General features: G+C 64.1%; 16 protein-coding genes. 4 read left to right on the top strand and 12 right to left on the bottom strand.

The window, feature by feature from the left end:
- The coding region (locus tag AC1DJT_RS23310; protein ID WP_476834955.1) for a TRAP transporter large permease at positions 1–1,191 on the top strand (1,191 nt) is incomplete at its 5' end.
- Positions 1,192–1,338: 147 nt separating this feature from the next.
- Positions 1,339–2,088, top strand: coding sequence for a GntR family transcriptional regulator (locus AC1DJT_RS23305; RefSeq protein ID WP_441492183.1), 750 nt, complete (start codon positions 1,339–1,341; stop codon positions 2,086–2,088).
- Between the two features lie 9 nt (positions 2,089–2,097).
- Here AC1DJT_RS23305 and AC1DJT_RS23300 read toward each other — a convergent pair whose 3' ends face one another.
- The 4 genes from AC1DJT_RS23300 to AC1DJT_RS23285 form a co-directional block, all read right to left on the bottom strand.
- Complete coding sequence (locus tag AC1DJT_RS23300) at positions 2,098–2,877, bottom strand: enoyl-CoA hydratase/isomerase family protein (protein ID WP_441492184.1); 780 nt, start codon at positions 2,875–2,877, stop codon at positions 2,098–2,100.
- 15 nt (positions 2,878–2,892) lie between these two features.
- Positions 2,893–4,086, bottom strand: coding sequence for a CaiB/BaiF CoA transferase family protein (locus AC1DJT_RS23295; RefSeq protein ID WP_441505626.1), 1,194 nt, complete (start codon positions 4,084–4,086; stop codon positions 2,893–2,895).
- A 184-nt stretch (positions 4,087–4,270) separates the two neighbouring features.
- Positions 4,271–4,462: a hypothetical protein gene (locus AC1DJT_RS23290; RefSeq protein ID WP_441492216.1), complete on the bottom strand. Its 192-nt coding sequence runs from the start codon at positions 4,460–4,462 to the stop codon at positions 4,271–4,273.
- A gap of 93 nt (positions 4,463–4,555) precedes the next feature.
- Entirely contained in the window at positions 4,556–5,155 is a 600-nt protein-coding gene (locus AC1DJT_RS23285) for a TetR/AcrR family transcriptional regulator (protein WP_441505627.1), read from the bottom strand.
- 206 nt (positions 5,156–5,361) lie between these two features.
- Between AC1DJT_RS23285 and AC1DJT_RS23280 the strand changes: the two genes are divergently transcribed.
- The gene (locus AC1DJT_RS23280; protein WP_441505628.1) at positions 5,362–6,372 is read left to right on the top strand and encodes an LLM class flavin-dependent oxidoreductase; all 1,011 of its coding nucleotides are present in this window, start codon (positions 5,362–5,364) and stop codon (positions 6,370–6,372) included.
- 3 nt (positions 6,373–6,375) lie between these two features.
- On the opposite strand, the gene AC1DJT_RS23275 is transcribed toward AC1DJT_RS23280, so the two are convergent.
- From AC1DJT_RS23275 to AC1DJT_RS23260, 4 genes are read right to left on the bottom strand one after another with little or no spacing between them, the layout of a single operon-like run.
- Entirely contained in the window at positions 6,376–7,239 is an 864-nt protein-coding gene (locus tag AC1DJT_RS23275; RefSeq protein ID WP_476834954.1) for a metal ABC transporter permease, read from the bottom strand.
- Positions 7,236–8,096, bottom strand: coding sequence for a metal ABC transporter permease (locus AC1DJT_RS23270; RefSeq protein WP_476834953.1), 861 nt, complete (start codon positions 8,094–8,096; stop codon positions 7,236–7,238). The genes AC1DJT_RS23275 and AC1DJT_RS23270 overlap by 4 nt, the downstream gene beginning before the upstream one ends.
- Positions 8,093–9,001, bottom strand: a complete 909-nt coding sequence (locus AC1DJT_RS23265; protein ID WP_441505631.1) for a manganese/iron ABC transporter ATP-binding protein — start codon at positions 8,999–9,001, stop codon at positions 8,093–8,095. The genes AC1DJT_RS23270 and AC1DJT_RS23265 overlap by 4 nt, the downstream gene beginning before the upstream one ends.
- Positions 8,998–9,918, bottom strand: a complete 921-nt coding sequence (locus AC1DJT_RS23260; RefSeq protein WP_441505632.1) for a metal ABC transporter substrate-binding protein — start codon at positions 9,916–9,918, stop codon at positions 8,998–9,000. Before AC1DJT_RS23260 ends, AC1DJT_RS23265 begins: the two co-directional genes overlap by 4 nt.
- 129 nt (positions 9,919–10,047) lie before the next feature.
- Here AC1DJT_RS23260 and AC1DJT_RS23255 point away from each other — a divergent pair, with 129 nt between their 5' ends.
- Positions 10,048–10,509 (top strand): Fur family transcriptional regulator, encoded by a 462-nt coding sequence (locus tag AC1DJT_RS23255; RefSeq protein ID WP_176733307.1) that lies wholly within the window; start codon positions 10,048–10,050, stop codon positions 10,507–10,509.
- Positions 10,510–10,686: 177 nt separating this feature from the next.
- Here the strand turns inward: AC1DJT_RS23255 and acs are convergent, their stop codons facing one another.
- The 4 genes from acs to AC1DJT_RS23235 form a co-directional block, all read right to left on the bottom strand.
- Entirely contained in the window at positions 10,687–12,633 is a 1,947-nt protein-coding gene (gene acs / locus AC1DJT_RS23250) for an acetate--CoA ligase (RefSeq protein ID WP_476834952.1), read from the bottom strand.
- Between the two features lie 234 nt (positions 12,634–12,867).
- A complete protein-coding gene (locus tag AC1DJT_RS23245; protein WP_476834951.1) occupies positions 12,868–14,031 on the bottom strand; it encodes a DUF418 domain-containing protein in 1,164 nt (387 codons plus the stop codon).
- The gene (locus tag AC1DJT_RS23240) at positions 14,028–14,555 is read right to left on the bottom strand and encodes a TetR/AcrR family transcriptional regulator (RefSeq protein ID WP_441505634.1); all 528 of its coding nucleotides are present in this window, start codon (positions 14,553–14,555) and stop codon (positions 14,028–14,030) included. The genes AC1DJT_RS23245 and AC1DJT_RS23240 overlap by 4 nt, the downstream gene beginning before the upstream one ends.
- An 87-nt stretch (positions 14,556–14,642) precedes the next feature.
- Positions 14,643–14,944: EVE domain-containing protein (locus AC1DJT_RS23235; RefSeq protein ID WP_476834950.1), on the bottom strand; the 302-nt coding region annotated here is incomplete at its 5' end.

Raw genomic sequence — 14,944 nt, 5'->3', positions numbered from 1 at the left:
GTATTCGCGCTGGTCGTGCAGCGAGCCTATTCGGTCATGGCCAGCGACGTGCTGGTCTCGATCCCGCTCTTCATCTTCATGGGCTACATCATCGAGCGGGCGAACATCCTCGACAGGCTGTTCCACTCGATCCAGATCGCGCTCGGCAATGTTCCCGGCTCGCTGGCCATCGCGACGCTCGCGACCTGCGCGATCTTCGCGACCGCAACCGGCATCGTCGGGGCGGTGGTGACGCTGATGGGGCTGCTCGCCTTTCCCGCCATGCTGCGTGCCGGCTACGACGTGAAGCTCTCGGCCGGCGTCGTCTGCGCCGGCGGCTGCCTCGGCATCCTGATCCCGCCGAGCGTCATGCTGATCCTCTATGGCGCGACCGCGGGTGTCTCGGTCCCCAAGCTCTATGCGGGCGCGCTCTTCCCCGGGCTGCTGCTGGCCGGCCTCTACATGGTCTATGTCATCGTTCGCTGCACCCTTAACCCGGCGCTGGCGCCGAAACTGCCGAAGGAACAGACGGACGTTCCCTGGAGCAAGGTCCTCTGGGCGCTGATGACCAGCTTCTTCCCGCTGACCATCCTGATCATGTCCGTGCTCGGTGCGATCTTCTTCGGGCTCGCGACGCCGACCGAAGCGGCCGCGATCGGCTCGCTCGGCAGCCTGATTCTGGCCGCAGCCTATCRCTCGCTCTCGTTCGGCAAGGTCAGGGAATCGGTCATCCTGACGGCGCGCACCTCGGCGATGGTTTGCTGGCTCTTCGTCGGCTCCTATATCTTCTCGTCGATCTTCGCGATTCTCGGCGGGCACGAACCGATCAAGGATCTGGTCACGGCGTTGAACCTGTCGCCGACCATGTTCCTGATCGTCGCGCAGCTGATCATCTTCGTGCTCGGCTGGCCGCTGGAATGGACCGAGATCATCGTGATCTTCGTGCCGATCTTCCTGCCTCTGCTGCAGTTCTTCAATATCGACCCACTGTTCTTCGGCATCCTGATCGCGCTGAATATCCAGACCTCGTTCCTCTCCCCGCCTGTTGCCATGGCACCCTTCTATCTGAAGGGCATCGCGCCACCGCATGTGACCATCAACCAGATCTTCTCCGGCGTGATGCCCTATCTGCTGATCGTGCTGTTCGCGATGGTGCTGGTCTATGTCTTCCCCGGCATCGCGCTCTGGCTGCCGAAATATCTTTACGGCTGAACGCCGCCGAGCATCCTGCGAGCAGGACAGGAACCTGCCCGCCCTTGCGGCCCCGCTTGTTCGGGGCCGCTGCCTTGCCTACAGATCAGGGGCCCTGCGAGACGTGCTGGGACGGAGGGCGAGGTTCCGCCCGTGACCCGAGGCCTCATGACCACGACGCCGACGCCTGTTCCCGAGACCGGCAGCCCTCAGCCTGGTCGCAAGGGGCGACTGCATGGCGCGACGGTCGCGACGCTGCGCCGGATGATCATCACCGGCGAATTGCCGGCGGGACAGAAGCTGCGGGAGCAGGAGATCTGCGAACAGCTCGGCGTCTCGCGCACGCCCCTGCGGGAGGCCCTGCGCACATTGGCAGCACAGGGATTGGTGAGACTGACGCAGAATCGCGGCGCCGAAGTCGCTTCGCTGACCCTCGACGATATCCTGGGCCTCTACGAAGTCGTCAGCACCCTGGAAGCCCTGGCGGCGCGGCTCGCCTGCAAGAACATCTCGGACGAGACCGTCGCCGAGATCGGCATGCTGCATTACCGGATGATGCGGCACCAGGCGCGCGCCGAGCAGCTGGAGTATTTCGCGCTCAACCAGCAGATTCATCGGGCACTTGTCGAGGCGGCGCGCAACGCGGCCCTGCTCGAAGCCTGGGAGGGATTGTCCGCACGCATCGAGCGCGCGAAATACCTTCCGAACCTTCAGCCCACGCGCTGGAAGGCGGCGATGCAGGAGCACGATGCCATGCTCGCCGCCCTTGTCGCCCGCGATGGCGAGGGCCTGGCGCGGCTCATCCAGATCCATTTTGCCAATAGCCTCGCCGCCATCCTCGCCGCCGCCAACCCGGGCGGGGAGCATGCGGCCGAGACGCCAACGCGGCAGGGCGATGACGAGCATGAGACGCCCTGACGGGCAGCTCTATCGCCCCTGCCAGTTGGGCGCGCGCTTGGCCAGGAAGGCTTCCATGCCCTCGCGGAAGTCAGCGCTCATGTAGCACATCAGGACGAGGTCCTCGTCGTCGGCATGGCCGCGTGCAGCGGCGATCCGGCGCAAGCCTTCCTTGGTGGCGCGCATCGTCAGCGGCGCATGACCCGCGATGGTCTGCGCCAACTCTCCGACCCGCGCGAGCAGAGCCGCATGATCGGCCACCAGCTCGCCGTAGAGGCCGGCGCGGTGGCCTTCCTCCGCCTCGATCAACCGAGCCGTGAAGACCATGTCCTTGACCCGCGCGGGCCCAAGCAGCGAGGCGAGCCGGGCGAGGTTGTTCATCGACAGGCAGTTGCCGAGCGTGCGCGCGATCGGGAAGCCGAAGCGGGCCGACTGCGTCGCGACCCTGAGATCGCAGGCACAGGCGATGGCGGCTCCACCGCCGGTCACGGCGCCCGAGATCGCCGCGATTGTCGGAATCGGACAGCTCTCGATCGTGGTGATGATCTCCTCGATCCGCGTCTCGTAGTTGAGGGCGTCCTCTGGCTTGTTGAACGCACGAAACTGCGAGATGTCGGTGCCTGCAGCGAAGGCTTTGTCACCTGCCCCGGTCAGGACCAGCACCTTGGGTGAACCATGGCCCTCGATGTCGCCGCAGATCGCGGCGATGCGGTCATACATCCCGAAGGTCAGCGCGTTGCGGGCCTGCGGACGGTTGAGGGTGATGGTGCCGACCCCGTCCTTCAAATCGTAAAGAATCTCGTCGTTCATCAGCCCGCTGCTCCTTCAGATCGCCCCGGCCTCGCGCAACCGCGCGACCGCTCCTGAGCCATAGCCGAGTTCGGCCAGGATCTCGGCATTGTGCTCCCCTGCCTCCGGCGTCGGCGAGACGACGCCGGCGGGTGTCCGCGACAGGCCGACCGGCTCGCCCACCACCCTGAAATCCCCAAGGATCGGATGGCTGACCGGCTGTGCGATGCCGAGATGCTGCACCTGCGGGTCGTCGAACATCTCGTCGACGGCATAGATCGGTCCGGCCGGAACGGCATGGTCCTCGAAGGCCGCAAGCCAATGCGCCGAATCCCTCTGGGTCAGGATGCTCTCGATGATGACCCGCAGTTCCGGGCGCTTGTCGTAACGCTTTTCCATGCTGTCATAGACCGGGTTGTCGCCGAGTTGGGGATGACCGATCGCCTTGCAGAAGCAGCGCCAATGGCCCTCGGCGCCGACGCCGATATTGATATGGCCGTTCTTCGTCGCGTAGACGCCCATCGGCGTCGAATAGGGGTGATCGTTCCCGGCCTGCGGCGGCACCGTTCCCTCGACCAGGAAGCGCGCAGCCTGAAAATCCATCATCGCGATCTGGGCTTCGAGCAGGGAGGTCTGGACCCATTGGCCGAGCCCCGACGTCTCGCGCTCGGTGATCGCCACCAGCGCCCCAAGCGCGCCATAGAGGCCCGCAGCCGAGTCTGCGACGGCAATTCCGGCGCGCACCGGCCCCTGCCCCGGCAGGCCGGTGACCGACATCATTCCACCCATCCCCTGGGCGATCTGGTCAAAGCCGGCACGGGTCCGGTAGGGACCGCTCTGGCCGAATCCGGAGACCGAGACCAGGATCAGGCGCGGATTGAGCTTGTGCAGCGTTTCGAAATCGAGCCCGAGCCTGTCCTTCACGTCCGGGCGGAAATTCTCGATCAGCAGATCGGCACTCTCGATCAGCTTGAGCAGGATCGCTTTGCCCTCGGCAGTCTTCAGATTCAGCGTCAGCGAGCGCTTGTTGCGGTGCAGGTTCTGCATGTCATAGCCATGCCGCGCGCCGCTCATGTTCTCGTTCGGATCGAGCCCCGGCGGGCTTTCGACCTTGATCACGTCGGCACCGAAATCCGCAAAGACGCGTGCGCAGGTCGGCCCGGCCCGCACACGTGACAGATCGAGAACACGCAGTTTCGCAAGGGCGGAGGAAGGCGTCGGGCGGGGCATGGCTCGGCAGGCGTTGGCGACAAGGGCGCCGACTATGGGTGCACCCCGGCGGGGCGTCAACGCCCCTCGCATCTTGCATGCAAAATCATGCGGATGCAGGCCCCTTCAGCTAAGGCATTCGAAGACAGCCCCAAATAACCAGGAAATATGTATGCAAACGATAGTCGAAGCTTGAGCCACCGGATCACGTCCGCTTCGCCGCTCCTGTTCTCGTCGGGCTTTCCAAGGCAACAGGATCGCTGGCCGGAAAGGTCGCCCGAAGAGCATCGTTCAGTTCGGCGTCCTTGCCCTTCCCGCGTTGCGCCTTCCTTTGCTCCGCCTGCTCCTTGCGCAGGCTTTGCGTGGCCGGATTGGCCTTCTTGACCGCGCTCGCCATGACATCCCCCGCTTCGGATCACTGATTGTCGCGATACACGTCGCGACATGAAACGAAACGCGAATCCCGCCTCAGCGTTCCCTGAGCCGGGCGCTAGGCCCGCCTGTGACCATAGGCATGGTGCACGATACGGCTGAATGAGCGATAGAGTTGCTCGAGCCGATCGAAATTCCCGCCATCCTGCGTGATCGGCCCGGCGCTATTGGCGATGGCGACCAGTTGCAGCGCGATATCGCCGCGCGGGATGTCGTTGGAAAGCTCGCCCCGTGCCACGGCCTGATCAATTCCGGCGACCACGAGATTCTCGAGCGTCGCACCGAACTGAGCCAGCGCCTCGCGCGCTTTTGGGCCGATCACATCCTGCTCCAGCCGCATCCGGCCGATCAGGCTCCAGGGATTGGCGGTCGTGGCCGTTGGATTGTAGCGGAGATAGCGCTGACGGTTCGACTCCATCATGCCATGGATCTTCTCTTCAAAGCTCTTGTCGCTGCGCCAGTTCGCCTCCCAGTTGGCCAGCGTCTGCTCGACGTAGTCGACAATCACCTCCTCGGCGAGGTTGAGCTTGTTGCCGTAGTAGTAGTGGATGTTCGCGCGCGTCGTGTTGAGGACGTCTGCGACATCCCGGAAGCGGAAGCCCTGGTAGCCATTGCGGATCAGGAGCTCTGCCGAGATTTTCTTGATCTCCTGCTTCATATCTCACTCCGCCGCATCGATTGCGCCCTTCTGGAGCCGTTTCGAGCCGCCGTCCAGTGTGCCGCGTCGCGGATGGATCGTCTCGCCAGAACGCTTCTGCATTGGCGCCATGCCAGATCGCGAAGGGGCTGGACGCAAGCCGGCAGCACTCCCATCTGCCACGGGCGCGGCATGATGAGCCGGGCGTCGATACGCAGGAGCGCTGCATGGTTGATTTCTCGGTCCTCGACCTCTCCCCGGTGATCGAGGGGCAGGAGCCCGGCGACGCTCTGCGCAATTCGCTCGACCTTGCTCGCCACGCCGAGGCGCTCGGCTATCGCCGCTACTGGGTCGCCGAGCATCACAACATGGTCGGCATCGCCAGCGCCGCAACGGCGGTGGTGATCGGCTATCTTGCGGCTGGAACCAAGACCATCCGCCTTGGTGCCGGCGGCATCATGCTGCCCAACCACGCGCCTCTCGTCATTGCCGAGCAGTTCGGAACGCTGGAATCGCTCTATCCGGGCMGAATCGATCTCGGCCTCGGCCGCGCTCCGGGCACCGACCAGCGCACGGTCCGGGCCCTGCGACGCGACCCGATGGCCTCGGACAGCTTTCCTCAGGATGTGCTCGAGGTGCAGGCTTTCCTCGCGCCCGTGCAGCCCGGGCAGGTGGTGCAGGCCGTGCCAGGGGGAGGCACCGAGGTGCCGCTCTGGATCCTGGGTTCCAGCCTGTTTGGCGCGCAGCTCGCTGCAGAACTCGGCCTGCCCTACGCCTTCGCCTCGCATTTCGCACCGGACGCACTGATTCAGGCGCTTGCGATCTACCGCGAGCGCTTCAAGCCGTCAGAGCAGTTGGATCGGCCCTATGCGATGCCGGGCATCAACGTCATTGCCGCCGATACGGATGAGGAGGCTCGCTATCTCTTCACCTCAGTCCAGCAGCGCTTCATCGACATGATTCGCGGCACGCGCGGCAAGCTGCAGCCACCGATCGACGATATCGAAAGCTACTGGTCCCCGGCCGAGAAAGCGCATGTCTCGCAGATGCTGCGCTACGCCTTCGTCGGCTCGCCGGAAAGCCTGAAGCGCCAGCTCGATGCGTTCCTCGACGCGACAGGGGCCGACGAGGTGATGGTCACCGCACCGATCCACGATCACAGCGCTCGCAAGCGCTCCTACGAGATCCTCTCCGGCATCGTTCCGGGCCTGGCGAGAAACCAGACCAGGGCCGCGTGAGCGTCATTGCACCCATGACGCGCTGACGCTGAGACTGGCGCGTCGCGAGGCGCGCCAGAGATTGAGGGCAAGCGCCGCGAGGAAGAAGCCGGCCTGGACCACGACAATGCATGGGCCGGTCGCGGCATCGAGATGAAAGCTCAGGATCGTGCCGAGCACGCTTGAGACGGTCGCGACGCCGGCCGCCACGATGAGCATTCGGTCGAACTGGCGCGTCATCAGATAGCCGATGGCCCCCGGCGCGATCAGCATCGCAACGACCAGGATGATACCGACTGCCTTGAGTGCCGCGACGATCGTCAGCGCCAGCAGTATCAGCAAGCCGAAATGCAGCGCTGCGACCGGCAGGCCAATGGCACGCGCATGAGCCGGATCGAAGGAGACAAGCAGAAAATCGCGCCGCTTCGCCAGCATGATCGCGATGGTCGGCACCGCGATCAGCGCCGTCTCCCCGATATCGGCCCAACGCACGCCGAGCATGTTGCCGAACAGGATGTGCATCAGGTGCTGGTCGCTATCGACCTTGACGAAGAGCACCAGSCCCAGSSCAAACATGCCGGAGAAGACGATGCCCATCACSGTGTCYTCCTTSAYCCGGCTGTTTTGCTTGAGGTAGCCGATACCGACGGAGCAGCCGAGCCCGGCAGCGAAGGCGCCAATCGCCAGCGGCAAGCTCAGGATATGGGCGAGCACGATACCGGGCAGCACCGCATGCGAGACCGCATCACCCATCAGCGACCAGCCCTTGAGCACGAGGAAGCAGGAAAGCACCGCGCAGACGAGGCCGACCAGCACCGCGACGATCAGCCCCCGCTGCATGAACTCATGCGCGAACGGCGAAAGGAACCAGGTTTCGATCAGGCTCATGCGGCTTGCTCCGGAAGGGCCCGGGCCGCCCGGCGCGCCGCAAGACGGCCGTGCTTAGGCGCGAAGATGAAGGCGAGCAGGAACAATACGGTCTGGAAGACCACGATCAGCCCGCCGGTCGAACCGTCGAGAAAGTAGCTGGCATAGGCGCCGATCGCGCTGGTCGTGACACCCATCGCAACCGCGATGATGATCAGGCGACCGAAACGGTCGGTAAGCAGGTAGGCGGTTGCGCCCGGCGTCACCACCATGGCGATCACGAGGCAGGCTCCGACCGTCTGCAGGGCTGCGACCGTGCAGGCGCTGAGGAGCACGAAGAAGAGAATCTTCAGGCGCGTCGGCGAGAGCCCGACGCTGCGTGCCTGGTTCTCGTCGAAGAAGACCAGCACCAGGTCCTTCCAGCGCACTATCAGGATCACCAGAGAGACGAAGGCGATGATCGCGACCTGGACGACGTCCTCGTCGGAGATACCCAGGATGTTGCCGAGCACGATCGATTGGACGTTCACCGAAGTCGGGTTGATCGAGACGATCAGCAGCCCGACAGCAAAGAACGTGGTGAAGACGATGCCGATCACCGCATCTTCCCGCAATTGCGTGCGCACCCGGACCAGGGACATGGCGAGCGCTGCCAGCAGGCCGKAGAGGAAGGCACCGGCGGCATAGGGCAGCTTCAGCAGATAGGCGAGCGCGACGCCCGGCACGATCGCATGCGCCAGCGCGTCGCCCATCAGCGACCAGCCCTTGAGCATCAGATAGCAGGACAGGAAGGCGCAGACGCCGCCAACCAGCGCCGAGACCCAGATGGCCTTGACCATGTACTGGTAGGCGAAGGGTTCGAGCAGGAGGTCGATCACCGGACCGCATCCCTGCTGGCGTCGACGACCACCTCGTGATCGCGCTCGCCATAGAGTACGAGCGGACGTTCGTCGTCGGTCAGGACGGTGACGCGCCGGTCGTCGGCATCGTCGTGGAGTTGCGCGCCCCCGAGCCGGAAATGCCGGAGTACGCCGCCGAAGGCCCGTTGCAGATTGGCTTCCGTGAAGGTGGTCGCGGTCGGGCCGGCCGCCAGCACGGTCTTGTTGAAGATCACGACCTGGTCGCAGAAATCCGGGATCGAGCCGAGATTATGGGTCGAAACCAGCATCAGCCGCCCTTCGGACCGCAATTCCCGCATCAGGCCGACGATCGCATCCTCGGTCTTGACGTCGACACCGGTGAAGGGCTCGTCCAGCAGGATGACCTGCCCGCCCTGCGCCAACGCCCGCGCGAGAAAGACGCGCTTGCGCTGGCCACCGCTGAGTTCCCCGATCTGGCGGCGTCGGAAATCCAGCATATTGACGCGCGCGAGCGCCTCCTCGACGGCCTCCTTGTCGGCGCGCCGGGCCATGCGCATCAGGCCCATATAGCCGTAGCGTCCCATCATCACGACATCGTCGACGAGAACCGGAAAGCTCCAGTCGACCTCCTCGGACTGCGGCACATAGGCGACGAGCCCGCGCTTCAACGCCTGCCGCACCTCCAATCCCGCGATCGCGACGCGGCCCTGAGCCGGCTTAAGAAAGCCCATGAGCGTCTTGAACAGGGTCGACTTGCCCGAGCCATTGATGCCGACCAGCGCGCAGATCGTGCCCGCGCCGAGGGCAAAGGAGGCATCGTTCACCGCTGTCACGCCATTGCTGTAGCGCACCGTCACGCCCTCGACCGTGATCGAGGGTGTCAGGCCAAGCGCGCCCGGTCGGCCAGTCACATGAATGTTCACTGCCCGAACCCCTTCGCGATCGTGTCGACGGTCACCTCCAGCAGCTTCAGATAGGTCGGTACCGGCCCGTTCTCGGCGGAAAGCGAGTCGACATAGAGGACGCCGCCATAGGCCGCTCCGGTTTCGCGGGCGACCTGCCTGGCAGCCTTGTCGGAGATCGTGCTCTCGCTGAAGACGGCGGGAATCGTGTTCTTGCGCACGAGATCGATCAGGCGACGCACCTGCTGCGGTGTGCCCTGTTCATCGGCATTGATCGGCCAGAGATAGGCCTCCCGCCAGCCGAAATCGCGCGTGAGATAGCTGAAGGCGCCTTCGCTGGAAACGAGCCAGCGGCGGCCTTCCGGCACCTTGTCGAGCCGGGCACGCAACGGCGCGTCGATCGCCCTGATCTGCTCGGAATAGGACTTCGCGTTCCTGGAATACGTCTCGGCATTCGCAGGGTCCGCAGCCGCCAGCGCCTTTCGAATGTTCTCGACATAGATCAGCGCGCTCGCCGTCGACATCCAGGCATGCGGATTGGGCTTGCCCTCATAGGGGCCCTCCTTGATGCCCATCGGCACGATGCCTTCGGTCACGACCGCGCTCTTCACATCCTTGACGTTCTCGAAGAAGCGCTCGAACCAGCGCTCGAGATTCAAGCCGTTCCAGAGCACGAGATCGGCCGATTGCGCCTTCACCACATCGAGCGGCGTCGGCTGGTAGTCATGGATCTCGGCACCGGGCTTGGTGATCGATTCCACGATCGCTGCAGTGCCAGCGACGTTCTGCGCGATGTCCTGGATCACCGTGAAGGTCGTGACGACGCGCAACGGCTTGGCCTGCCCCGCCTGAGCCAACACTCCCTGGCTCGTTGCTGCAAAACCGGCCGCGAAGGCGATGGCGGCGGCCAGAATCGTGAAGCGTCGACGCGAAGGCATGATCTCTCCTGCTACAGGCTCGATCCATTTACGCTAATGCAAATCACTTGCATCTGTCAACGCAATTGCAAATGATTTGCGATAAGCCTCAATTTTTGCGAATGCGTCTCAACATGCTATCCCGGTGGCATGAAGGGAATCGACAAACGGGTAGCCCTCTTCGAGGAGGAACTCAGGCGGGCGGGACTGCGGATGACGCAGCAGCGCCGGCTGATTCTGCGCGTGCTGGCCGAGGCCGACGACCACCCCGACGCCAAGGGCATCTTCACGCGCGCCTTCGCGCACGACCCGACCCTGTCGCTGTCGACGGTCTATCGGACGATGAAGCTGCTGGAGACTCAAGGCGCGATCGAACGCCACGCGTTCGAGGACGGCGTCTCGCGCTACGAGCACGCAGACCAGCATCACCATGATCATCTGATCGATGTCGAGACCGGTCAAGTCGTCGAATTCTCGTCGCCGGAGATCGAGGCGCTACAGGCCAAGATCGCTGCCGAACTCGGCTATGAGATCGTCCGTCACAGGCTCGAATTGTACGGACGGAAGATGCCCGGCACCAGCAAGCGCAAGAGTGCAGGGAAGACTGACTGAGCCGCCATGGTCGGGCAAAATCCCGACCATCACCGTCTCCCCGCAAATGCATCCTGAGACATCATGCGCGCCACAAGGTCGGGCACGATGTCGGAGCGATCAGATCATCTGACCTTCTTGTGTTTGCATCGGTGCGATAACCACTTTCCGCTCTTCGCACCGATGCTGTGGCCGGCCTCAGCCCGCCTTGCGCTTGTTCTGACGGTTTGAAATCAGATCGTCGACCACGGCGRGATCGGCCAGCGTCGACGTATCGCCGAGCGCGCCGAATTCGTCCTCGGCGATCTTGCGCAGGATACGGCGCATGATCTTGCCCGACCGCGTCTTCGGCAGGCCGGGCGCGAACTGGATCAGATCCGGCGAGGCGATCGGGCCGATCTCCTTGCGCACATGGGCGACCAGTTCCTTGCGCAGCGCCTCGCTCGACGCCTCTCCCTGCATCAGCGTGACATAGGCGTAGATGCCCTGCCCCTTGATGTCATGGGGATAGCCGACCACCGCGGCCTCCGAGACCTTCGGATGCGCCACCAGTGCCGACTCGACCTCCGCCGTGCCCATGCGGTGGCCGGACACGTTGATCACGTCGTCGACGCGGCCGGTGATCCAGTAATAGCCGTCTGCGTCGCGCCGGCAGCCGTCACCGGTAAAGTACTTGTTTGGGTAGGTGGCGAAATAGGTTTCCTCGAAGCGCTTGTGGTCGCCATAGACCGTGCGCATCTGGCCGGGCCAGCTCTCGGCAATCACCAGATTGCCTTCGGTCGCCCCCTCCAGCACCTTGCCTTCGGCATCGACGATCTCCGGCTTGACGCCGAAGAAGGGCCTTGTTGCCGAGCCGGGCTTGAGCTTGGTCGCACCGGGCAGCGGCGTGATCAGGATTCCGCCCGTCTCGGTCTGCCACCAGGTATCGACGATCGGGCAGCGATCATCCCCGACGACGCGGTGATACCACTCCCAGGCCTCCGGATTGATCGGCTCGCCGACCGAGCCGAGCAGGCGCAGCGACTTACGCTTGGTCTTCTTCACAGGCTCCTCGCCGGCGCCCATCAGCGAACGGATGGCAGTCGGCGCGGTGTAGAAGATGTTGACCTTGTGCTTGTCGACGACCTCCCAGAAGCGCGAGATCGTCGGATAGGTTGGAATGCCCTCGAACATCAGGGTCGTCGCGCCGTTCGCCAGCGGGCCGTACACGATATAGCTGTGCCCGGTGACCCAGCCGACATCGGCCGTGCACCAGTAGATGTCGCCGTCATGGTAGTCGAAGACGTATTGATGCGTCATCGAGGCATAGACGAGATAGCCGGCGGTGGTGTGCAGGACGCCCTTGGGCTTACCAGTCGAACCCGAGGTGTAGAGAATGAAGAGCGGGTCCTCCGCCTTCATCTCGACCGGCGGACAATGCCCGGAGACCTTCGCCGCCTCCTCGTGATACCAGACGTCACGGCCCTCCTGCATCGCGACATCGCCGCCGGTCCGCTTGACCACGATCACGGTCTTGACCGGGGCCTTTTCGGCCGCCGCGTCGACATTGACCTTGAGCGGCACCTTGCGCCCGCCGCGCAGGCCTTCATCGGCCGTGATCACCACGTCCGAGGTCGCATCGGCGATGCGCCCGGCCAGCGAATCCGGAGAGAAGCCGCCGAAGACGATCGAGTGCACCGCACCGAGCCGCGCGCAGGCGAGCATCGCATAGGTCGCCTCGGGGATCATCGGCATGTAGATCGTGACGCGGTCGCCCTTCTTGACGCCCTGCGCCTTCAGCACATTCGCGAACTTGCAGACCTCGGTATAGAGCTGGCCGTAGCGGATCTTCTTGGATTCCGACGGATCGTCGCCTTCCCAGATGATGGCCGTCTGCTTGGCGCGCGTCGCCAGATGCCGGTCGACGCAGTTGTAGGAAACGTTCGTGGTGCCGTCTTCATACCATTTGATCGAGACCTTGCCCGGCTTGTAGCTGACGTTCCGCACCTTGCTGAAGGGCTTGAACCAGTCGATCCGCTTTCCGTGCTCGGCCCAGAACTTGTCGGGGTCCTTGATCGAGGCCGCATACATCTTCTTGTATTTGGCGTCGTTCAGATACGCCTTTTTGGCCCATGCGGCCGGCACGTCATAGATCTTGTCGGACATAGAAGACTTCTCCCCGGACTTGGACCGCAATCAGCCCATCTTCGTCGCGGCTCATGGCATGAGTGCCGGATTCCTCGGCAAATAACGACCGCTTCTTTCGAATTGCGCGCATCATAAAGCGCGAAAGAGCGGCGGCAAGCCACGCGCCCTCGCACTTTGGTTTCAAAGACTTTTGGCGAGGGTCGGATCGGTTCGCCACGCGCCGGATTGCCCGTTATCGCGCAAAATTGGYCGTCATTGCCGCAACCGACGCGGCCCTGCCATGCGCTCGACGAACCACTCGAACGGCCCCTTGCTGAAACTCCGCGACCATAGTGACGCCAGCACCAGCAGGTACGCGTAGATGACGGCTGCCGCGAGCATGCAGGCGGCGGGCCCGAGGCGCCCGTAAAGGCCAAGGCCATAACCGAGAAAGATCAGCACGCAGACGATCGACTCGGACATGTAGAGCGAAAGGGACAGGCGGCCATCCGCCTGAAAGATCCGGCCAATGCGCATGCCGAGCGGCCGGTTGAAGAAACTCAGGCCGGCGCCGATCATCACGAGGCTCATCAGCGGCGGGAAGACGCCGCGCAGGATGAGTTCCGCTGCAGCAAAGGCCGGTTTCGCCGGGCCGGGAGGCGCCATCGCCGCCGCGGCATAGGCGAAATTGCCGACGAGGGCKGGCAGCCAGAGAAAGCGCGCCAACGCCGCGCCCGGTGCGGCGAGGCTGCTCAGCGAGGCGGTGCCGAGATGGCGGAAGGCGGCCATGCCGAGGAAKAACATGCMCGCGACATGCGGCAAGGTGATCAAGGGCGCCAGCCCATAGAAGATCGCCCATTCCATCAGCCGATAGCGCGCGATCGCCAGGAAATCGCCGGAACGATGCACCGCAACGACGGCTGCATCCGCACCGGTGGCCGGATCGGGCTCGATGATGCCGATGATTGCAAGCAGGGCATGGGTCAGGATCGCCAGCAGCCACATCAGGGCAGCCGCCTTGAGCAGGCGTCCCAGCGACCAGCGGGCCGCGAGCGGCAGGATCATTCCGAGAAGCGCGTAAGCCAGTAGGATATCGCCTGCGAAGAGCAGCAGGCCATGGGCAACGCCGAGCAATCCGAGCGCGAGCAGGCGACGCCGATAGCGCCCTTCGCCGTTGGTTGCGATCTGCCGCGCCGCGCCATAGCCGAACAGAAACGAGAAGATCAGAACGAATTTCGCTTCGAACAGGGCCTGGATCAGGAACACTGCAAGATGATCCAGAGCGCCGGGAAAGGCGGAGCGCCACCAATCGCCGCCAAAGCCGAACGGCATGGCGAAGAAGGGCAGGTTGACGACGAGGATGCCGAACAGGGCGATGCCCCTGATCGCATCGACGGCCGGGTCGCGCCCCGGCACCGCACCACGTGCAGGCGTCATTGCGCGGCCTTGGTCAGCTTAAGGAGCGCCTCGCGCGCAGCCGCCGTATCGGCGGGGTCGAGCTTGGTGACGAAGGCGCCGTCGACGGCAAGGCGGATGGCAATCGCCAGCCCGCGCGGCAGGCCATCCGAACAGGCGGCCTCGAGCCAGCGACGGTCGGCGCTGAGCAAGGGCACCAGCGCCGGCGACTCCGGAGGCAATCCCGCCAGCAGGATCCCGAGCAGCCGGTCGACATCGCCTCCGTCGGTGAAGGCCATGCGGATATAGGCGCGCAGCCAGCGGCCCGGCCCATCGGGCTCGGCAGCGCTCGCGCGTTCTTCGGCGATCGCAAGATCGACAAGGCTGATGATGCCCTCGACCAGAGCGATCAGCAGGCGCTCCTTGTCGGGGAAATGGTAGAGAATGCCGCCCTTGCTCACGCCGGTTTCGGCTGCGAGCCTGTCGAAAGTCAGGGCGTCGATACCGCCCCCGACGATGATCGCGCCCGCTGCCTCGAGCAACGCCGCCTTCTTGCTGCTACGCACGTCCATTCTCCATAACTATACCGTCTGGACGGTATAGTTATGGCTTGACCCCTGCGACCGCAAGAGGTCGCAGAGCTCGTCAATCCTTCAGAGCCCGCCCATCTTGCAGACCAGTGCCCATTCATCGTCGGTCACCGGCTGCACGGACAGGCGGAAGGACGTGACCAGCGCCATCTTGGCGAGTTCCGGCGTTGCCTTCACCTGAGCAAGGGTCACAGGCTTCGGCAGCGGCTTCACCGCCTTGAAGTCGACATAGACCCAGGGCTCGCCTGGGTTCGCGATATAGTGCTCCTTGATGACCTCGACGATGCCCACGACCTCGAGCCCCTCGTTCGAGTGGTAGAAGAAGACCTGGTCGCCGAGCTTCATCGCCATCAGGTTGAGCTTGG

This window comes from Allobosea sp. 05T422_2 (assembly GCF_056396265.1).
This window is presented reverse-complemented; position numbering and strand designations above follow the sequence as displayed.